The following is a 20,976-nucleotide window of genomic DNA, read 5'->3' as shown; positions in this document are numbered from 1 at the left end:
AACAAAATGACTACATTTCAATTAATTATTTTAGCAGGTGGAGGATTAGTTGCTGGAATTTTAGCAGGATTTTTAGGAATTGGGGGTGGGACGGTTTTAGTACCCTTATTAGTCGCATTAGGATATACACCTATTCAAGCGGTGGCTACAAGTAGTTTATCCATTGTAATTACGGCTATTTCTGGAAGTTTTCAAAATTGGCGCATGGGATATCTGAGTTTAAATAAAGTAATTGGAATTGGATTTCCTTCGGTATTAACGGCACAAATAGGGGTATTTTTAGCGGGAATATTTTCCCAGAAATTATTATTATTTTTATTTGGCTGCTTATTATTATTAAATGTTTATTTAGTAGAAGTTCGTAAACAAATAACAGCAAAGAAAAAACAACTAGAGGAACAACAAATCTCTGAATCTACTATTAATTCTGAGGCTAATATTCCATTTAATCCAGTTTTTGCTCGGATTTTAACCGGAAGTTCCGCCGGAATTTTAGCCGGATTATTTGGAGTTGGTGGAGGAATTATTATGGTTCCTTTGCAAATATTACTATTAGGAGAAACCATTAAAGTTGCTATTCAAACCAGTTTAGGAGTGATTATGATTACCGCTATTTCTGCTTGTATTGGACACGCAACTCAAGGGAATGTATTATGGATTCCAGGAATTGTTTTAGGGTTAGGAGGATTATTGGGAGCGCAAATTAGCACTAGATTTTTACCAAAATTATCTGATCAAACCGTGACTTTAATGTTTAAAATATTTTTAATTATTATCTCAGTTTATATCTTTAAACAAGCCTGGTTATCTTCGTAGTTACCTCTTTATGGGTGTTTCAGGACTCTGGAAAAATACCACAAAAACTCAGTTTTATAGAGAGTAGATGGTCATAATTATTTGCTCGATTAAAATTTAGTTTTCGCTGTTTTAGCCCTTGCTTAAGAGCGCCCAAGCGCAACAACGAGAAGAACAAATTTTATGACCATCTAGTGACTCGGTTGATTTTTATGGTGTTACTTGATCCGAATAGCTAAAGCATTCCGGGCTTGTTCTCGATCATCAAAATAGATTTTTTCAGTTCCCAAAATTTGATAATCTTCGTGACCTTTTCCCGCAATTAATACCCCATCTCCAGGTTTAGCCTCCAGAATAGCAGTATGAATTGCTTTAGCTCGATCTGCAATTACAATCGGTTTGATCCTGTCAGGAATTCCAGCCAAAACATCTTTTAAAATCTGTTCCGGGTCTTCCGTCCGGGGATTATCTGAAGTCACAACCGCAATATCGGCTAATTCTGCCCCAATTTTCCCCATTTTCGGCCGTTTGGTGCGATCGCGATCGCCCCCACAACCAAATACACAAATCATCCGACCCGGAATAAACGGACGGGACGCCTTCAGTAAATTCTCCAAACTATCGGGGGTGTGAGCATAATCCACAATTACGCTAATATCCTGATCGGGGCTAATTTGTACCCTTTCCATCCGCCCCGGAACCCCCTCAAACTGAGCAGTTTTTTCGACAATGGTAGTTAAATCTAATCCTAAACTTAACCCCGCCCCGACAGCAGCTAACAGGTTAGATAAATTATATTGGCCGACCAAAGGTAAATAAAATTCCGCCTCTGTTTGGGGAGTATGGAGAACACCCTTAACCCCCGTCGGTTGATAGGAAAGTTGATCCGCCCACAGGTCAGCCGTTGAGTCACTGGTGCTATAACTCCAAGCCCTATCCCCCAATTGTTCAATTAACCTTTGGCCATAAGGATCATCGGCGTTAATAATCGCTCGACCTTTGAGATATTCGGGACTAAATAATAACGCTTTGGCGGCAAAATAATCCTCCATCGTCGGGTGATAGTCCAAATGATCTTGGGTCAAATTGGTGAACACGGCCACTTGAAACGGACAACCGAGAACCCGTCCCTGGTCTAACGCATGGGAACTCACCTCCATCGCCCCAAACTCACATCCGGCTGCGACCGCCTGGGCCAGTTGTCCCTGTAATTCAACGGAGAAGGGGGTGGTATGGGTGGCCGTTTCTTGGAATCCTGGCCAACGGGCGTACAGGGTTCCCAGTAAGGCTGTGGGATGGTTACTATTGCTGAGGATAAATTCAATCAAATGGGTGGTTGTGGTCTTCCCATTGGTTCCTGTAACCCCTACCAGGCGCATTTTTTCCGCCGGATGGTCATAAAAAGCCGTCGCAATTTGGGCGCAGACTTGGGTGAGATTATCGCTAGGAATAATACAGGGATGTTCGGCGGTAATGCGGTTTTGGGTTTTTTCGATGGCGGCTGGGGAAATAATCGCGGCTACCGCACCGGAGGCGATCGCACTGGGCCAAAATTCCCCGCCATCGACCCGAGTTCCGGGCATTCCTAAGAATAAATCCCCCGGTTGACAAGCGATGGAGTTCGTCGTTAACCCCTTAACTTCTTCTTCTAAAGCCGGGTGAGACTCGGAAGATATTGATATTCCAACTTTTGCTAATAACTCTTTAAGCTTCATCTGCTGCATCATAGGTTATTTAGTAGATAGTATGATAGATTAATGCAGATTAACACAGATTAAAATCCGTGAAATCCGCATCACGGATTAAACGGATTACGCAGATTAACACAGATTAAAATCCGTGAAATCCGTGAAATCCTCTTAAATCCGCGATCCTCATTTCCTTTATTTTAATTAAAGTTATGGTTGTTCAACCTACAACTCTCAACCCAACGGAAATTATCTATCCCGAAACCGATGGCAAACCCATGGCAAATAATACCGAACAATTTAATTGGATTGTAGCAATTGAACAGAATTTAGAATGGTTATTTGCTAATGATCCTAATGTATTTATAGCCGGGGATTTGTTCTGGTATCCGGTGGAGGGAAAACCCCATATTGTGAATGCACCGGATGTTTTAGTGGTATTAGGAAGACCAAAAGGAAAACGGGGTTCCTATATGCAATGGAAGGAAGAAGGAATTGCCCCGCAAGTGGTTTTTGAAATTCTTTCTCCGGGGAATACGAAGTCGGAAATGGAACGGAAATTAGTGTTTTATGAACGCTACGGAGTTGAGGAATATTATATTTATAATCCTGACAATTATCAATTCCAAGGTTGGCAGCGTGGGGATGGGGGATTAGATGTAATTGAAATCTCTGAAAATTGCGTTAGTCCTCGGTTGGGGATTCGTTTTGAAGTTTCAGAAGCAGAACTACAAATCTATCGCCCTGACGGGGCAAAATTCTTGTCTTATGTGGAAATCAACCAACAGTTGGAACAGGAAATTCAACGGGCTGAAACTGAACGTCAACGAGCAGAAACTGAACGTCAACGGGCTGAAACTGAACGTCAACGGGCTGAAACTCAACACCAACGGGCTGAAACTGAACATCAACGAGCAGAAACCGAACACCAACGAGCAGAAGAAACGGAAGTATTATTAAGGCAAGAAACCGAACGTAGTCAACGGTTAGCAGAACGTTTACGACAGATGGGAATTAACCCAGATGAATTAGATTAAGGGTTAAAACTTGCTAAGATTAATGTTAGATCATCATCGGTTCTTTGTGTTAACCGAGGAGAACGCAAAAACCCCATTAACTGTTCTTGAGCATCGGTTTCATCTGTGATAGTTTCTACAAATTTAAACAGAGGAGAAAAGAACGGGTGATGGGGTTTTCCTTCTGGCATTTTTAACGCCAACATTTGTAAACCATCGGAAAAAGCAGCTAAATATTTTGGTTGTCCTAACCAGAGGTTAAATTGGGCATTTTCAACAGCATTAGGAGCAATTAAAAATACAGTTTCATTTAGATATTCTCCCCTGGTTGGTATGGTTAATTCCAGAATATTTCCGGTTTTATCTTCCACAACCATCGCCCCATCTCCCACTTGAGCAACGGCGACTAATTCCGGTGTAGCTATACCGATAATTAAAGTAGTTGCTAATTCCCTAACTTCTATTTCTTGGGTAACAGATTCGTTTTGAATAGCAGTTAAAGCCTCGTTTAAAGCCAATTTTAAATAATCTTCCCAAACGACATCTATATCAACAGAATTAATCTGTTTTTCCAGAGTCTCTAACGCTATTTTAACCGCAATATTCGCTCCCAAATCCGCTAATTTTGCCGAACCCGCCCCATCAGCTACGGCAAAAATTAATTGATTATTAGATAACCGTTTATAACCTTGGGCATCCTGACAGGGAATATTGTGTTTTTCATGACTTTTTCCGGTAACAGATGCTGCAACAACTTGCCAATAACCCATTAAATTCATTGTAATTTTATATAGTTTAACTACGGATAAAAAACTCCTATTTCTTATGAATAATTGCTTAAACACTTCCCCATCCTGGCGGGGGTAAAGCCACCTGTTCATCAACTTTAGAATGGGAAACGGTTTGCATACTTGTAGATAACCAAATAAACATTTCTCTAAAGTCTAAACCCCGCAATTTTAACGGAGTTCTCTGGACAATTTGAGCTAATTTATCCAGATTTGCCCCTTCAACTCCAACGGCAAAAAATGCCACCTGTTTTTTAAATTCTTCCTCTTGAATGCGTCGAGTTGCTTCTTCTGTAACGCGATCATTTTCTCCTTGAGGTTCACCATCGGTAATCATAAATACCCAAGGACGATAATAGGTAATACCATTATTACGATATTCTAACTTTCTCGCCGCCACTAAATCTAAAGATTGGTTAATAGCAGTTCCCATAAAAGTTTGACCTTGGGCGGTTAATAAAGGTGGTTCAAACTGATCAGCAGTAACGAAATCCTGTACAATTTTAACTTGATTATCAAAGGAAATAATTGCCACTTCCACCCTTTTTTTAGCGAGTTCATCCCGAATTAAATCGTTTCTAAACGCCATTAGTCCATCGTTTAAGGCGTCAATGGGAACTCCTTGCATTGATGCGGAAGTATCCAATAACAACACGCAGGGACACCGAGGTTCAGGATTTTCTGCAAATTCAACCGCTTCGTCTAATCTCATAATTATGATCTGTTCTGCTTACAATCAATAGAATATGCACCATTATATCCTAATAATTGTCTTAAACTTCGTTGTTGGGCTTTAGCCCCTAGATTTTTGGGGCTAAAGCCCAACAACATGGATTTATTTATATTAATTATTTCCAATCTTCCCAAGACTGATTAAAAATTGACGTTTCTGGGAATAAAATCGGATTATTATTGCTTTCTAATAACCGTTGTAACTCCTCTAATATTGGTTCCCGATAGGGTAAATCATCGACTAATTGATAGGGAAAAATCTCGGTTTTTAAGCTAAATGCTGCGGTAGTTCCCGCCGCCGCCCCAACAGACCATTCAAAGGAATGAACCCGATAAGCCGCCGCCGCAATATGACTGGTGGCGATACTTTTTCCAGCTACTAATAGATTATCAATTTTTTGCGGAATCATCGCCCTTAAAGGAATTTGAAAGGGGTAAGCTTGTCCTTGTCCGCGACGTTCTCCTTCGCGTTCTGTATTCCCTGGAGTTTCCGGGGGACTTAGGGTTAAACAGGGGTGAAAATCAATCGCATAATGACCAATTCCGACGGTATCAGGATAAATTGTAGACCGAGAACGGGCTTTAATTTCTGCAATGGTTTTTTGTCCTGAAAAAGCGGGTAAACTGTTTAACCCTCCTAACTCTAACCATAGCAGTCTATAGGTTTCTGGAGTTAAATTTTCAGGATACCAATTTTGACGAAAGTTATTTCGAGAAATATCAATTTCTGATACCCTAAATCCGTCTTTTTGACCATAAGAAGGACGACCAATTATTCGTCTCCCTTCTCGGATATAGGGATATTTTGATAACCCATGAACGGTTCCCATCGGAGAATTTAAACCCGATAAATAGCGATAATTCGGATATTTTTGTTTAACCCCTTCACCGAGTTGGGAGTCTGTAGTTCCTGCTACTAACCAATAGAAAAAACCTTGAGCATTTTCTTCCCCTTTTCGCAAGGTTTCTGTTCTTAAACCTCCCTTCCATCCTCCGGGTTCAAGTTGACCAGTTTCGGCTAATTGGGCGGGGCTTAAAATTAAATTATCCGCCGAGGTTCCGGGTCGATAATCATTTCCCCATGTCCAATTTTGCATAGCAATATCCCCAGGATAAATCGGCCATTCCCTGGGATTTGCTGAACGTTTTTCTTTGGGATTCATACTATGAATTCGCCGATAGGTATAAACTAAATTAAAATCGGCTAATCGGGGTAATTCATAACTATAATAGGGAGCATATTGTTCATAGAATGGGGGTTTTTCATGAATTTGGGGATTTTTAGTCGCCTCCATTGCAAAAGTATAGGTAAATCCTTGAGTACAATAGGGATCTTTTGTAATACTAGATGCCGTTGGTTCTTGAGAAGAACGGGGATCAATTCCGAGTTGATGGGGAATATTAGTTAAGCCAATAATTTCTCCGGTTTCTGTTGCTTCAATAATATACCAATCTGCTCCTTGATTAGCTTTTATTTTAGGAATAAATCTAATAATTGTTTTATCCAATTTTGGTGAATTTTCATACTCATAAGCATCATCAATAATAGTAGATAAAGGTTTTGTATTTAATTGAGGTTGTCCCGGGGCAGAAATATGTTGAATTGCGATCGCTTCGGTAATTTGATTATCAACAATTGCCATATCTTTAATCACAGTATTGGGAAACCACTGTAACTTTCCTTTACCTTTTTTTTCGGCTTTTTTAAACATTTTTAATAATATTTCATGCCCAGCTTCTGGCATAAAACAGGCTTCACTAACCCAACAAGCACCCGGGTTAAGCATCCCATATTTTTTTTCAATTTCTGCTCGTAATTCTAAATACCCTCTCGGATAAAATAAAAGGGATCTTTGGGTCGGTCTTTCATCAAGGGCGGAGGTTCCCTGGGCAGAAATTTGTCCCCCAACCCAGTCGGTAATTTCGGTTAAACAAACGGTTTTTCCTGCTAGTAACCCTTCATAAGCAGCCGCACTTCCCGCAAGTCCGCCCCCAACCACTAATAGATCACATTCTACTTTTTGATCAATCCTAGGAGGTGTTGCTAAAGCCAGGGATAAACTGGGATTTAAAGAGATGATACTAACGATTAAACCCATCAGGAATTTGGACATCATTTTAGTGCTATTTGCTCCGAATTTTATAGACATTTAATGACTTAAAAAGTTCCCAGTTAGAATAGATATGTCATAATAGAATTAACCCAGTTTATAAACACATAAATTTTGATAGAAAACCTTAATTTCTTGAATAGAGGGAATAAAATCCCCATTTTTAACCAAATTATAATTAGTATATAGAATATAAGATCACCCTTTAAACCAGGCTCAGACCCCCTATTTAATTTTCGGTATCAAATACTTTGTTCCTCACTTTGATTTATGATTGAACTTCTAGCGGTGCTATCGGCTTCGGCGGCGGCGGGATTAAGGATTGCTTTACCGTTACTGGTTATTGGTTTATTGCGAAATGATTTATGGTCGAGTGTACCTTTTCTGTCTCAATTTTCTCCACAGGTCGTTGTTGGGGTTCTCGTTAGTTGGTCATTATTTGAAATTTTTGCATCGAAAAAAATACTAGGACAACGGATTTTACAAATAATACAATTACTATTTAGCCCCTTTGTGGGTGCTATTTTGGGTTTAGCGATCGCAAAAGTAACTAACGTTCAACAAGGCTTATATTGGATTATTGCCATTGTTGCGGGTTTACTGGCTCTGGTTTTACAATTAGTGCAAACAGGATTATTTTATCGTCTACGGGGTTTGCCCCTATGGGTGATTTTAGCACAGGATATTCTTTGTGTTTTCTTAGTAATTTTTGCCTTCGATGCCCCTAAACAGGGGGGATTAATTGCATTATTATTACTATGGCTTTCCATTCGGATTTCTGGGGAATGGTATCGCTGGTACAGGAAACAAAGTCACCCTGGAGAACGCAACCCCCGACGTTATAAACGGGAACCAGATTAATTAATGAAGTGTCAAAGCCGATCTTCATTCCCCACCAAATTCTTGATATTCTTCTAATGGGATTTTATCGAAATCTGGGTATTCATAATTATCAATTATCTCCTCTAAGGAGTGGATCACAAATGGTAAATTAGCCCCAATTAATCCGCGTTTAATTGATTCGGATGTGTCGGGAAATAAAACAAATAAAGGATAAAGATCCTCTGCCTCTTGAGACTCAACGTATTTATAATGATGCGGCATAATCCATTCATAATCTTGATCTAATAAGACTTGAGTTAATCGCCAGCGCCTTAATAAATCCGATAATTCTTCTTGGGGACGATGAATAAAAATAAAAATTTCCGGCCCAATTTTAACTTTCCATTCTGGATCACACATTAGAATCACAATATCACAGGGTAAACCCACCGCATCCCCAGGTTTAATACTAATTCCCTGTTGTCCTGAATAGGAAACTCCCTGACGCAAACGCACAATGGGTAAGGGAATCGTAATCACACTATCATCAGAACGGCGAATACTCGGAACCATTTCAAAATAAGGACGATGTTGCTTAAGTAAAGTAATCGCGGATTCACAATTACTATATTCTGCCAGCAACGCTTCATAATGAGATTTTTGAATAGACATAACCTGAATAAAAAATTAATTTGAAATTACGAACACCGGAACAGCCCCCGCCCGTGCACGGGGGGCTAGGGGGGGAGGGAACACCGGAACAGGGAATATTAAGGCTGTTGCCTGTTGCCTATTCCCTTCTTAAGTCTTTTCTGTTGCCTGTTGCCTATTCCGGTGTTCCCTTCTTAATGTGTTTAACCCATTTTTTCAAAGACTGAAAACATGGGCAAATACATAGATAACAAAATTGAACCGACAATTCCAGCAACCAAAACAATCATCAAAGGTTCTAACATACTGGTAAGTCCTTTTACGGCTTCTTCCACTTCCGTTTCATAGAACGCCCCGACTTTCATTAACATTTTATCAAGTTCCCCGGATTCTTCCCCAATAGCAATCATTTGAATTGCCAACCCGGGAAATACATTTCCTTCCTGTAAGGCTAAACTAATTAAACCTCCTTGTTGAATAGAATCTCTGGCATTGGCAATACATAAAGCGATCGCCGCATTTCCCGCCACTTCTTCCACAATTTGCAAAGAGTTCATAATTGGAACCCCAGATCGGGTTAAACTGCCGAAAATTGTACAAAACCGCGCCACAGCAGAAATTTGAATCAGGTTGCCAAAAATTGGTAACTTTAAAAATAGCCTATCAAAAAACATTCTGCCAGCAGGAGTTTTATAAACGGCTTTATAAATCGTTAATATTCCTACCAAAGTCCCGATCACAATAGCTTGCGGAATCGGTGGCCAAGTTCGACAAAAGGAACTAATATTGAGCATAATCTGCGTAAATACTGGCAGTGTTGCCCCAATATCCTGAAACACTTTCGCAAAGGTGGGGAGTAAAAAAGTTGTCATCCCAAAAAAGATCGCAATGGCAATAAAGCCAACGGTTTTGGGATAGGACATAGCTGACTTAATTTCGGCGTTAGTTTTGTGGTTTTTTTCCATCATTACTGCTAGTCTTTCTAAGACTTCATCTAACACCCCCCCAGTTTCTCCCGCCGAGACCATACTAATAAAAAGCTGATCAAAAATATCGGGGAATTTTCTCATGGCCAAGGAAAGTTCTACCCCTTCTTCCACATCAGCCCGAATAAAAGTTAAGGCATTTTTTAACTTCGCATTACTACATTGATCACATAATACACTTAAACATTTTGCCATCGAAATTCCGGCGTTAAACATTGAGGCAAACTGACGAGCAAAAATTGCCAAATCTTTAACGGTAATACTTGCGAGGGCAATACTAATACTTTCTTCGATTCGTTTAAAGTCGAAACCTCTGTTTCTGACTTGACTCCGAACTGCACTGCTTGACATATATTTTTACCTACTCAGTATTAATTTTTTACTGATAACCGATAACTGATAACTGATAACTGATATAGCAGTTGCGCCTGGTCTGGGAGGACATAGACTGAGGCAGCAAACCTGAACAGAGAAATCTTTTCTTGCGGTGTTCCGGTGTTCCCAGATCCGGCGTTCCCTCCCCCCTAGCCCCCGTGCACGGGGGGTTTGGGGGGGCTGTTCCGGTGTTCCCTGCTATAACTGATTAAGCTCTGGCTTTTTGTCCCTTAGTTGCCGAGGGAGCCGGGCCAATTAAACGTTCCAATTCATCGGGTTTAGACGATTTACTCATCGCCGCTTCCCAAGTGACTTGACCCTCGGTATAGAGTTTCGCCAAAGCCATTTCCATCGTTTGCATTCCCAATTTCCCTCCCATTTGAATTTGGGAGTAAATTTGAGCGGTTTTTCCCTCCCGAATTAAGTTGGCCATAGCCGGAGTATTCATCATAATTTCGATACAAGCCCGACGACCACCCCCAATAGCGGGAACCAAGTTTTGACTACAAACCCCCACCAGTGAACCTGATAACTGAGATCGGACTTGGGGTTGTTGAATCGGCGGGAATACGTCTAACATCCGGTCTACCGTCGCCGCCGCCGAGTTCGTGTGCAGAGTTCCAAAGACTAAGTGACCTGTTTCAGCGGCAGAAATCGCTAGACCAATAGTTTCTAAATCTCGCATTTCCCCAACCAGAATAATATCGGGGTCTTCCCGTAATGCCGCTTTTAGGGCATTCGCAAAACTCTTAGTGTCTTCTCCTTTTTGTCGTTGGTGGAATAAACTTTTAATGTTAGGAAACACATATTCAATTGGATCTTCCACCGTGAGGACGTGCTCCGAGCGAGTCCGATTAATTAAGTCTAACAAAGCCGCCATGGTTGTGGTTTTACCCGAACCCGTTTGACCAGTTACCAACACCATCCCCCTCGGGCGTTCGGTCATATCCCGAATCACCTGGGGAACTCCTAATTTATCCGCATTGGGAATCTTAGAGGCTAAAGCTCGTAAACACGCAGCCCAACAACCCCGTTCTCGATAGACATTCACCCGGAATCGTGCTAGTCCCCGTACCCCATAAGCACAGTCTAATTCCCACTCCTGCTCTAACTGCTTGCGCTGCATATTATTCAGCATTTGATAAATCAGAGCTTGCACTTCTTCGGGGGATAGAGTTTCCCCAAATTGAGGCTGAGGGGTCAGTTTTCCACTAATTCGGAAAAAGATAGGTGCGCCTGCTTGAATATGAATATCAGACCCCCCCTGCTCGACTAAAGACTCTAAAGCGTCTTCAATCATTAATCCCATTATTTTTCTCCTTTAAATTAGGTTGTAACGATTTGCTCGGTTCTGGTATTAACCTGCTGTTAACCCAAAACCTGTGAAAATTAAGAATTTCTCCTAGTATTCCCAATAGTTGTGTTTTACTAAGCACCGAAACCGTTCTAAACCCCACAGGAAACCTTTGGGAAATAGCAATTTTCCCCCATGTTTAGCTGGTAAAGCGTGGAGTCATGCAATAGGGACAATCTAACCATTCTGGTTTCAATTCCGCTTCACAACTCTTACAGGTTAAGCCCTGTTTCCGTTTGGCTTTGAGTTCAGCTTCTAAACCAGAATCGGTAAACGTCACCCGCTCCACTTCTTCAAAGGTGGTATAGCCTTCGCGGACTAGCTGCAAACTGTAGGCTAAGATGGTTTTCATCCCTTCTTCAACGGCTGCTTCCTTAATTTGTTCCGTGGGGGCACCTTTGGTAATTAGGGTTTGCAGTCTTTCAGTCACCTTCAAGAATTCGTACACCCCCACCCGACCTTTGTAACCCAGTCCATTACATTTTTTGCACAACTGACCCCCATCCGTCAGATGCTTGCGTTGTTCAATCGGAATGGTATTGGCTTTATAAAAGGTAATATCGACTTCTTGGGAAGTAGATAACCCATAGCGACCTAGTTCTTCACTGGTGGGGGTATAGGGAACCCGACACTCGCCACAAACCCGACGCATCAGACGTTGAGCCAGAATCCCTAATAAGGCCGCCGACACCATGAAAGGTTCTACCCCCATTTCATCCAAACGGGCGATCGCCCCGGCCGCGTCGTTTGTGTGTAAAGTAGTTAATACTAAGTGTCCGGTTAAGGCGGCTTCAATAGAAGTCTTAGCCGTTTCTAAATCTCGCGTTTCCCCCACCAATAAAACATCGGGATCTTGTCGTAAAAACGCCCGTAAAATATTAGCAAAAGTTAAATTTTTCTCTCGAATTACCTGACACTGGGTAATTCCGGGTAAGGCATATTCAATCGGATCTTCGGCCGTACTAATATTAATCGCTGGATCGTTGCGTTCGGCTAAAACCGAATACAAGGAGGTTGATTTTCCTGAACCCGTTGGCCCAGTCACCAAAATCAACCCAAAGGGTCGAGAAGCGGTTTCCCGAACTAAGGCCAAGGTTTCTTGATCAGTAATTAATTTATCTAACCCTAATTGAGTTGAGGAACTATCCAAAATCCGCAAAACAATTTTTTCCCCGTAGCGACTGGGGAGACTATTAACACGGAAATCCACCGTCCGTCCTCGGAACTTCCGACGAATCCGGCCATCCTGGGCTTGACGGCGTTCGGCGATATCCATTTCCGCTAGAATCTTAAACCGGGAGGTAATGGCTGGAATCACCTTTTTAGGAAATTTATAATATTCCTCCAACACCCCATCTCGACGCATCCGAATCCGCATCTCATGTTCTTGGGGTTCGACGTGAATATCAGACACCCCTTCCGAGAGAGCTTTGGCTAAAATCACGTTCACCGCTTTGATCACCGGGGCGGTTTCAGATTCTTGGATTTCGTCGGCCAAATCCATCCCACCGCCTTCATCCCCCACATCTTCGAGGTCTGTAGTGTCAAAATCCCCGGCGGTAAATTCTAATTTCTCTTTCTCACGAATGGCAGCTTCGACGGCTTTGCGTTTAACATCTTCATTACTGTAGGCAGAAATGATTTGATCATAATCTTCATGGGTAATCACCCGCCGTTGTAACTTCAGGGCTTTGGGTCGCAGAATTTGGTTTCTTAATTCCTCCAAAGCCGTTAGGTTATCGGGGTCAACCATCGCAATCAAAACTGAAGATGGATCACTTTCGACTGTGCGTAGGGGAATAAAGCGATGGCGTTTACAGGTTTCTAAACTCGTCTCCAGAAATTTCAGCATGGCTTCGAGTTCTTCCGTAGTCATCGGTTCAATTTCTGGATCATAAGCTTCGACCCCATGAACAATTCTCAGTTCAAATAACTGTTGTTTTTTGTACTGACGGGCTAACTCCGGGGGCAGAGGCTGACCCGTAATTGATTCCAAAATTTCCGTTAGGGGCTGACCGGGGCGGGCTGTTTTTATAGCCTGCTGAAGTTGCTCAGGATTAATATAACCAGATTGAATTAATTTGTTGCCAAAGGGAGTATTGCTTTGAACAACCAAGGCGCGTCTTTGGGATGTATTAGTCATCGAAAAACTGGGTTTGAAACCCCGTCCTTTAGCGAAGCGAAGGACGGCTTTACACAATCTTCTAAGTAACAATCAACCCGTTGGAACGGCGAATTAACTGTACTTTACTAGAAGCAATCTGCCCTAACCGTTTCCAATTAGCATCGCTGACAGATACTTGTCTTTCGGTGTCTCCTGACACATAACCAACACCCTTGGGAGATTTAACCAAGTCCCCTTTACGGAATCCATGACGAGTCGTAGAACCCCCATACTTACGACGCATTCCACCTTTTGCTGGGAGCATTAAGTGAAGTTGGCGACGAGAAAAAGGCGGTCTGCGAATCACTCGGAATTGGGCAGTTGTAATTACAACATTACCAAACCAATTAGCACCATCAGTTTTTGCTGTATGATATTGGCGATACTTCACAAAAGCTGTTGCTGCAATAGCTACGCCATCAACTGCATGAGTATTAAATTCAGCCTTAGATTTGTCTGTTTTGTTCTTTTTTAACCCCAAGTATTTACGAGTTGATGCGGTTCGATAACCTTCAATCTTAACTACGGTTGCAAACTTTTCCAGTTGACCACACATCCATTTTTGTCCCACCATTACAGGCGAGAAGCCTTTACCAGATTTTGCTTGTTTACGTCCACTGGTTAAGTCAATATCAGCTTTGATGTACTCGTATCTAATTTCTGCAACTGGGTAGATTTTGAATAATTCAGAAACTATTCTCAATTCCAATTGACGATTAGCACGAATTGATGGAGCCAGTTTACCTTGGCGACGATTACTAAAACGTTTTTGGCGATGATTGCGTTTTGAAAACTCAATCTTCCGGTTGATTCTTCTTCCTCTACGACTTCGACGCATTAATCGTCTTGTATCCATGCGCTCACGGACTGTCTGAAACGGTAAAATTAGATGAGCCGTATATAGTGTAAACTTAGCTGACTGAACACCGATCCCAGAGAATTTCTTGCCAGGGTCAATCCCAATCACAATATTTTGGGTTGTGTATCCACTCGGCTCAACCGTTAATTGGAGATAAAATTGCCCACAATCTGACCAGCGTTTAACTGCTTTTCCAGACTCAATCCACTTCCTAGCTCTCGCTGGTGTGGTTGGCATTAATGGCTTGTTGTCTTGAGCTACTACTGGGATTCGCATTTTGGTATAACCCAATTACTTGTTCTCGTCCCTTCCCGCAACACAGCTAAGATGTCTTGGCTTGACAAACACGCCTTTACCAATAAGGCTTACAGATAGTCCGAACTAGGGAAGTATTCGGAAGTGTGTACCAAGCTATGTCTTTTGCGGTATTCACCTCTTTCGTTGTCTAAATTGGTTTAGACAATCCCCGCACCTTTAGGGCGGGGTTGGTGAAAGCCTAGACTTAAGTTATATATCTTTAAATTGTCCAGCCGCTTCACAACCGCCCACCTTGGGGATTTCAACCATCTCTATCTTAATCCAAATCCGTGCTAGAAACACGGGGTTTTAGACTCAATTTCTTGATAATAGCTTTTCCTCGCTCACGGGGTTGTATTTTAAGATTTAATAGTTTGAGGCAACTCAATGGAAGAACTTCTGATTTAAGGCAACTTCTCCTCACAAATCTTACTGTTGCGGTGTTGCGGTGTTGTGGTGTTCCCTCAGAGATGGAATGAATGGCTCCAATTCAGTTAAAATTTTTGAAGTAACGTTTACGCCATGATGATCAAGAGTGAGGTTGCTCCTAAGATCTTGAAGGTTTAGGAAATCTCGCGCTTATTTTTGTGATTAATAAGGACAAATTACGATTATGGTATCTAATTCAACCGCGAATAATCCTGATGAACTAACGGGTCAATCCTATTCAACCTCTGAATCGGAAGCGAAAAGTTTTGGTGATCTCGAACATGATGCCACAACCGCGACAGAATCAAGCTCCGAAACTTCTGTGGCGACGGACACAACTGCTACCCCCGAAACCACCTTTGGTCAGGAAATAGAATCAAGCGGGGAGGGCTTTCCTGCTGAAGTTATGGCCTTAGTAGAAGTTAATGCTTCCTTGAAAGCTCAACTAGAAGATATCACGGGGCAATATCGCCGTCTAGCTGCGGATTTTGAGAACTTCCGCAAACGGACTCAAAAGGAAAAAGAGGATTTAGAAATTTCCATTAAAGGGTCAACCCTGAAGCCGTTACTTCAGGTGGTAGATAACTTTGATCGGGCTAGATCTCAAATTAAACCCCAAACCGATGCGGAAATGAATATCCACAAAAGTTACCAGGGGGTTTATAAATTAATGGTAGATTCCCTGAAACAACTTGGGGTAGCGGTAATGCGTCCAGAGGGAGAGCCTTTTGACCCGAATTTACATGAAGCGGTGATGCGAGAACCTACGGATGCCTACCCAGAAGGAACGGTAATTGAGGATTTAATGCACGGTTATCAATTGGGAGAAAAGGTATTACGTCATGCCATGGTGAAGGTTGCAACCGCTCCTGAAACCGATTCTACAGCAGAATCAACGGCCGACGCAGAAACCCCTTAATCAGTTATCAGTTATCAGTTAACAGTTAACAGTTGACAGTTAATAGTTAACAGTTAATACCTAGTTATTGATCGACAATAGTTGTTAACTGATCACTGTTTACCAATAATAACTGATAACTGGTTACTGAACATAATTGTTGACTGATCATAACTGATGACTGACAACTATTAACTGACAACTATTAACTGATAACTGATAACTGATCACTGATAACTGAATAAGAGGAGTTATGGGAAAAGTCATTGGCATAGACTTAGGGACAACAAATAGTTGTGTGGCGGTCTTAGAAGGGGGTCAACCCATTGTAATTTCCAACTCTGAGGGAGGACGAACGACTCCTAGTATTGTGGGATTTGGGAAGTATGGCGATCGCCTCATCGGTCAATTAGGCAAGCGACAAGTCGTTACCAATGCGGAAAATACCGTTTACAGCATTAAGCGGTTTATTGGGCGTCGTTGGGAAGATACCGAAGAAGAGCGTTCCCGGGTTCCCTATAACTGTGTTAAGGGCAAGGATGATACCGTGAATGTGAAAATTCGCGACCAAGTTTATACCCCGCAAGAAATCTCGGCGATGATCTTACAAAAGCTGAAGGAAGATGCCGAAGCCTATTTAGGGGAAGCCGTCACCCAAGCAGTAATTACGGTTCCCGCCTATTTTACCGATGCTCAAAGACAAGCCACCAAGGACGGCGGAACCATTGCCGGGTTAGACGTGCTGCGGATTATTAATGAACCCACGGCCGCCGCCCTCTCCTATGGGTTAGATAAACAAGACCAAGAGCAGAAAATTTTGGTTTTTGACCTCGGAGGCGGTACCTTTGATGTCTCCATTTTGCAACTAGGAGACGGGATTTTTGAAGTCAAATCAACGGCCGGAAATAATCACTTGGGTGGGGATGATTTTGATAACTGTCTTGTGCAATGGATGATCCAAAAATTCAAAACCCAGGAAGGAATTAGCCTATCATCGGAAAAAATGGCGGTGCAACGGTTACGAGAAGCCGCCGAAAAAGCCAAAATTGAGTTATCAAATAGGAACACCACTTCAATTAATTTACCGTTTATTGTCTCCGATGATTCCGGGCCTAAACATTTGGAACTAGAACTCGGTCGGGGGGAATTTGAAGGGTTGGTGAAACATCTCGTAGACAGCACCATTGAACCCGTGGCCCAAGCCCTCAAAGATGCGAGTTTACAACCGAATCAAATTAATCGGATTATTTTAGTCGGGGGGTCTACCCGAATTCCGGCGGTGCAACAAGCCATTAGTGATTATTTTGGCGGTCGCACCCCAGATCGTTCAGTCAACCCCGATGAAGCCGTTGCCTTAGGTGCCGCCATCCAAGCCGGGGTCTTAGCCGGGGAAGTGAAAGATTTATTGTTATTAGATATTACTCCCTTATCTTTAGGTTTAGAAACCCTAGGGGGAGTCTCAACTAAAATTATTGAACGCAATACTACTATTCCGACCAGCCGTTCTCAAATGTTTTCTACGGCCGTTGATGGTCAGTCCTCCGTAGAAATTCACGTCCTCCAAGGAGAACGGGCCATGGCAAAGGATAATAAAAGTTTAGGCAAGTTTCTCCTCAGTGGTATTCCGGCGGCTAAACGGGGTATTCCTCAAATTGAAGTCGCCTTTGATCTCGATGCCAATGGTATTCTCAAAGTTTCGGCTCAGGATAAAGGAACCGGACAGGAACAAAGTATTGAAATTAGCAATACGGGAGGACTGACCGAAGCGGAAATTGAACGGATGCGTCAAGAAGCAGAGGTTTATGCCGATGAAGATGAAAAACGGCGTTTAGTTGCCGATCTGAAAAATCAATCCGAAACCCTATTCTATAATTGTAAAGAAACCCTGAAAGGAAATGCTAACCAGATTAGCGATGAACTCAAAGAACGAGTCCGTCAAGAAGCTGCGGCCTTAAAAAAAGCGGTGGCAAATGCCGAGATCTCCTACGAGGAGATGAAACAACAGGTGGAATCGTTCCAAGAAATGTTGTATGCTTTGGGTTCGGCCATTTATGAACAAGCTGGCCAGAATTCTTCCCCGTCCCCGTCCCCGTCTTCGTCTTTCGCTTCTGAGGATTCAAAATTGGATGCCACTCAAGAAGATGCAGAAGAAACTGAAAATGCAGAAGATATAGAAGGCATGGAAGATACAGATGATACCAGTAGCGGGTTATCCCTCGTGAACAACAGTATCATCGACACCCCCTTTGGAATAGATCCTGTTTCTGTTCCAGAGCCAACAACCGATCCGGGCAATCCTTTTACGTCTCAATTCACTGAATAATTTTAGGCAAAATACTCTATGGCAGGCGATTATTATGAAATATTGGGTGTCTCCCGTGAGGCAGATACAGAAGAACTTAAGCGTGCCTATCGTCGCCTAGCTCGCAAGTATCACCCCGATGTGAATAAAGAAGCAGGCAGCGAAGAACGGTTTAAAGAAATTAGTCGTGCCTACGAAGTGCTAAAAGAACCGGAGTTACGGGCGCGATATGACCGATTTGGAGAAGCCGGGGTATCTAGTGGTGCGGCTGGCTTTGACCCCAACTTTACAGATCCGTTTACTGATATTTTTGAGAGCTTCTTCAGTGGGTTCGGCGGCGGGGTAGGCGGTAATACCCAAGCGCGTAAACGTACTGGCCCGGCGCGGGGGGATGATCTACGCTTAGACCTGCGTTTAGAGTTCAAAGAAGCGATTTTTGGCGGAGAAAAGGAAATCCGAATTAAGCATTTAGAAACCTGTGAAACCTGCACCGGAACCGGGGCAAAACCGGGGACTCGCCCCCAAACCTGTTCCACCTGTGGCGGAAGTGGTCAAGTCCGTCGGGCGACTCGGACTCCCTTTGGCAGTTTTACTCAGGTTTCCGTTTGTCCGAACTGTAATGGCACAGGACAGATGATTGAGGATAAATGTTCCACCTGTGGCGGTCGGGGTTTAAATGAAGTCACGAAGAAACTAAAAATTAATGTTCCGGCCGGGGTGGATAATGGTACTCGTCTACGGGTCGCGAACGAGGGGGATGCGGGAAAACGCAGTGGGCCTCCGGGGGATTTATATGTGTTCCTGTCAGTTGCACCTGATGCGAAATTTAAACGGGATGGGATTAATATTCTATCGGAAGTCAAAATTAGCTATCTTCAGGCAATCCTTGGGTTTGATTTTGAGGTGGAAACCGTTGATGGCCCTACTAAGTTAACGATTCCGGCGGGAACTCAACCCGGAACGGTATTAACCCTGGAAAATAAGGGGGTTCCCCGTCTGGGAAATCCCGTGAGTCGGGGGGATCACTTAATCACGATTCTGGTGGAAATTCCTACCAAGGTGGCACAGGAAGAACGGGAACTGCTGGAACAATTGGTCAAAATTCGAGGTGATCGCACGGGAAAGGGCGGAATTGAGGGGTTTCTGGGTAACTTATTCCACCAAAAGTAGGGGAGTAGGGGTGGGGAGAGCAGGAGAGGTAATTGATACTCTATGCGCCAACTTTTGGCCTAAATTTTATCCCCTGCTCTCGGATTGTTTTGAAATTTCTCATTTTTATCGTTTTGAGATATTATTTTTATGGTAGAAATTGATACTTTAACGCCGAATGCTCAATTGGATTTGCGGGGAACGCCTTGTCCTTTGAATTTTGTTCGGACGAAACTCCGCTTAGAACAGATGACACCAGGTTCGCTCTTGGAAGTTTGGTTGGACGGGGGAGAACCCATTGAACAGGTTCCTGATAGTTTAAGGATGGCAGGATATGATATTGAACAAATCAAAGATTGTGGGGAGTTTTTTGAGGTTCAGGTTCGTTGTCCACTCACCCCTAAATCTGTTCAATGACAACCGATGACCCCTTGATAAATGAACTGGTGGGAACTGTTATCGCGGTTCAAGCGAATTTCTATCAGGTTCAACTCGAATCCGACGGGGTTTTAGACCCGCAACGACTGTTATTATGTACCCGTCGTTCTCTTTTAAAAAAGATGGGTCAGCAGGTGATGGTGGGGGATCGGGTGGTTGTGGAGGAACCGGACTGGTCGGGAAAACGAGGGGCGATTGCTCGGGTGTTTCCCCGAATTACGGAACTGAGTCGTCCTCCGATTGCCAATGCAAATCAAATTCTATTGGTTTTTGCGATCGCAGAACCGGAGTTAGAAATCACGGCTTTGAGTCGGTTTTTAGTCAAGGCGGAATCAACGAGTTTAGAGGTCTGTTTATGTTTGAATAAGTGCGATTTAGTTTCGACCGATGCGTTATTATTTTGGCGCGATCGCTTGTTAAACTGTGGATATCATCCTTTATTTATTAGTGTTAATAATGGTTTGGAATATACGGTTAGTTCTGAACGTAGAGTGATTCAAAAATCTCTTTTTCAAGCTGAAAATACCTTTAACGAGAATACTTTACTTCATCAACTTAAAGATAAAACTACAGTAATTTCTGGCCCTTCTGGTGTAGGAAAATCCAGTTTAATTAATCAATTAATTCCGAGTCTTAATATCAGAGTTGCTACGGTTTCAGGAAAGTTAGGACGGGGAAGACATACCACTCGCCATGTTGAATTATTTCAATTACCAACTGGAGGATTATTAGCCGATACACCGGGATTTAATCAACCCGAATTAGAATGTCATCCAGAAGAATTAGTTGATTATTTCCCAGAAGCAAAACACCGTTTTAGTGCTGGAAAATGTCAATTTAGTGATTGTTCCCATCGAGATGAACCGAATTGTATTGTCCGGGGCGACTGGGAACGTTATCCGATTTATTTGGAGTTTTTAGAAGCTGCGATCGCCTATCAAGAAGCTATTAAACAACAACCGGATATAGAAACCAATACGAAATCTAAAACAAAATTAGGAGGTAAACAACAATTAGAACCTAAGTTAGCAAGTAAAAAATATCGTCGTTCTTCCCGTCGTTTTCAACATCAAACCTTACAGGATTTATGTGAAGAATTCAAGGATGATGAGTAATACTTAT

General features: G+C 42.6%; 17 protein-coding genes. 8 read left to right on the top strand and 9 right to left on the bottom strand.

Going from position 1 to position 20,976, the window contains the following annotated elements:
- Positions 1-6: 6 nt before the first annotated feature.
- Positions 7-816 carry a sulfite exporter TauE/SafE family protein gene (locus AC559H_RS13730; protein WP_026796132.1) on the top strand — a complete coding sequence of 270 codons (810 nt, stop codon included), beginning with the start codon at positions 7-9 and terminating at the stop codon, positions 814-816.
- A 197-nt stretch (positions 817-1,013) separates the two neighbouring features.
- On the opposite strand, the gene AC559H_RS13725 is transcribed toward AC559H_RS13730, so the two are convergent.
- Positions 1,014-2,510, bottom strand: coding sequence for a UDP-N-acetylmuramoyl-L-alanyl-D-glutamate--2,6-diaminopimelate ligase (locus AC559H_RS13725; RefSeq protein WP_026796133.1), 1,497 nt, complete (start codon positions 2,508-2,510; stop codon positions 1,014-1,016).
- Between the two features lie 185 nt (positions 2,511-2,695).
- Between AC559H_RS13725 and AC559H_RS13720 the strand changes: the two genes are divergently transcribed.
- Positions 2,696-3,520, top strand: a complete 825-nt coding sequence (locus tag AC559H_RS13720; RefSeq protein ID WP_026796134.1) for a Uma2 family endonuclease — start codon at positions 2,696-2,698, stop codon at positions 3,518-3,520.
- On the opposite strand, the gene AC559H_RS13715 is transcribed toward AC559H_RS13720, so the two are convergent.
- From AC559H_RS13715 to AC559H_RS13705, 3 genes are all read right to left on the bottom strand, one after another.
- Positions 3,517-4,278: a PP2C family serine/threonine-protein phosphatase gene (locus AC559H_RS13715; RefSeq protein ID WP_026796135.1), complete on the bottom strand. Its 762-nt coding sequence runs from the start codon at positions 4,276-4,278 to the stop codon at positions 3,517-3,519. The genes AC559H_RS13720 and AC559H_RS13715 overlap by 4 nt on opposite strands.
- Positions 4,279-4,336: 58 nt before the next feature.
- Positions 4,337-4,999 (bottom strand): vWA domain-containing protein, encoded by a 663-nt coding sequence (locus AC559H_RS13710; RefSeq protein ID WP_026785688.1) that lies wholly within the window; start codon positions 4,997-4,999, stop codon positions 4,337-4,339.
- Positions 5,000-5,135: 136 nt separating this feature from the next.
- The gene (locus AC559H_RS13705; protein WP_026796136.1) at positions 5,136-7,136 is read right to left on the bottom strand and encodes an FAD-dependent oxidoreductase; all 2,001 of its coding nucleotides are present in this window, start codon (positions 7,134-7,136) and stop codon (positions 5,136-5,138) included.
- Positions 7,137-7,400: 264 nt separating this feature from the next.
- On the opposite strand from AC559H_RS13705, the gene AC559H_RS13700 reads away from it, so the two are divergent.
- Complete coding sequence (locus AC559H_RS13700; protein ID WP_026785690.1) at positions 7,401-7,991, top strand: DUF4126 domain-containing protein; 591 nt, start codon at positions 7,401-7,403, stop codon at positions 7,989-7,991.
- 24 nt (positions 7,992-8,015) lie between these two features.
- Here AC559H_RS13700 and AC559H_RS13695 read toward each other — a convergent pair whose 3' ends face one another.
- The 5 genes from AC559H_RS13695 to AC559H_RS13675 all read right to left on the bottom strand — a co-directional run bounded on the left by AC559H_RS13695 (position 8,016) and on the right by AC559H_RS13675 (position 14,617).
- Positions 8,016-8,624 carry a hypothetical protein gene (locus tag AC559H_RS13695; RefSeq protein WP_026785691.1) on the bottom strand — a complete coding sequence of 203 codons (609 nt, stop codon included), beginning with the start codon at positions 8,622-8,624 and terminating at the stop codon, positions 8,016-8,018.
- Between the two features lie 182 nt (positions 8,625-8,806).
- Positions 8,807-9,940: a type II secretion system F family protein gene (locus AC559H_RS13690; RefSeq protein WP_026785692.1), complete on the bottom strand. Its 1,134-nt coding sequence runs from the start codon at positions 9,938-9,940 to the stop codon at positions 8,807-8,809.
- A gap of 232 nt (positions 9,941-10,172) precedes the next feature.
- Positions 10,173-11,273 carry a type IV pilus twitching motility protein PilT gene (locus tag AC559H_RS13685; RefSeq protein ID WP_036832404.1) on the bottom strand — a complete coding sequence of 367 codons (1,101 nt, stop codon included), beginning with the start codon at positions 11,271-11,273 and terminating at the stop codon, positions 10,173-10,175.
- A 184-nt stretch (positions 11,274-11,457) separates the two neighbouring features.
- Positions 11,458-13,461, bottom strand: a complete 2,004-nt coding sequence (locus AC559H_RS13680) for a GspE/PulE family protein (protein WP_026796138.1) — start codon at positions 13,459-13,461, stop codon at positions 11,458-11,460.
- A gap of 61 nt (positions 13,462-13,522) precedes the next feature.
- Positions 13,523-14,617 carry an RRXRR domain-containing protein gene (locus AC559H_RS13675; protein ID WP_036832703.1) on the bottom strand — a complete coding sequence of 365 codons (1,095 nt, stop codon included), beginning with the start codon at positions 14,615-14,617 and terminating at the stop codon, positions 13,523-13,525.
- Positions 14,618-15,251: 634 nt separating this feature from the next.
- On the opposite strand from AC559H_RS13675, the gene grpE reads away from it, so the two are divergent.
- The 5 genes from grpE to rsgA all read left to right on the top strand — a co-directional run bounded on the left by grpE (position 15,252) and on the right by rsgA (position 20,969).
- Complete coding sequence (gene grpE / locus AC559H_RS13670) at positions 15,252-15,986, top strand: nucleotide exchange factor GrpE (RefSeq protein WP_026796140.1); 735 nt, start codon at positions 15,252-15,254, stop codon at positions 15,984-15,986.
- Positions 15,987-16,218: 232 nt separating this feature from the next.
- The gene (gene dnaK / locus AC559H_RS13665) at positions 16,219-18,288 is read left to right on the top strand and encodes a molecular chaperone DnaK (RefSeq protein WP_026796141.1); all 2,070 of its coding nucleotides are present in this window, start codon (positions 16,219-16,221) and stop codon (positions 18,286-18,288) included.
- An 18-nt stretch (positions 18,289-18,306) separates the two neighbouring features.
- Positions 18,307-19,437, top strand: coding sequence for a molecular chaperone DnaJ (gene dnaJ / locus AC559H_RS13660; RefSeq protein ID WP_026796142.1), 1,131 nt, complete (start codon positions 18,307-18,309; stop codon positions 19,435-19,437).
- A 129-nt stretch (positions 19,438-19,566) separates the two neighbouring features.
- Positions 19,567-19,833: a sulfurtransferase TusA family protein gene (locus tag AC559H_RS13655; protein WP_026785698.1), complete on the top strand. Its 267-nt coding sequence runs from the start codon at positions 19,567-19,569 to the stop codon at positions 19,831-19,833.
- Positions 19,830-20,969, top strand: coding sequence for a small ribosomal subunit biogenesis GTPase RsgA (rsgA, locus tag AC559H_RS13650; protein WP_026796143.1), 1,140 nt, complete (start codon positions 19,830-19,832; stop codon positions 20,967-20,969). The genes AC559H_RS13655 and rsgA overlap by 4 nt, the downstream gene beginning before the upstream one ends.
- Positions 20,970-20,976 lie beyond the last annotated feature (7 nt).

Origin of the sequence: Planktothrix prolifica NIVA-CYA 540, from assembly GCF_963864145.1 — a bacterium.
GTDB lineage: Bacteria > Cyanobacteriota > Cyanobacteriia > Cyanobacteriales > Microcoleaceae > Planktothrix > Planktothrix agardhii.
This window is presented reverse-complemented; position numbering and strand designations above follow the sequence as displayed.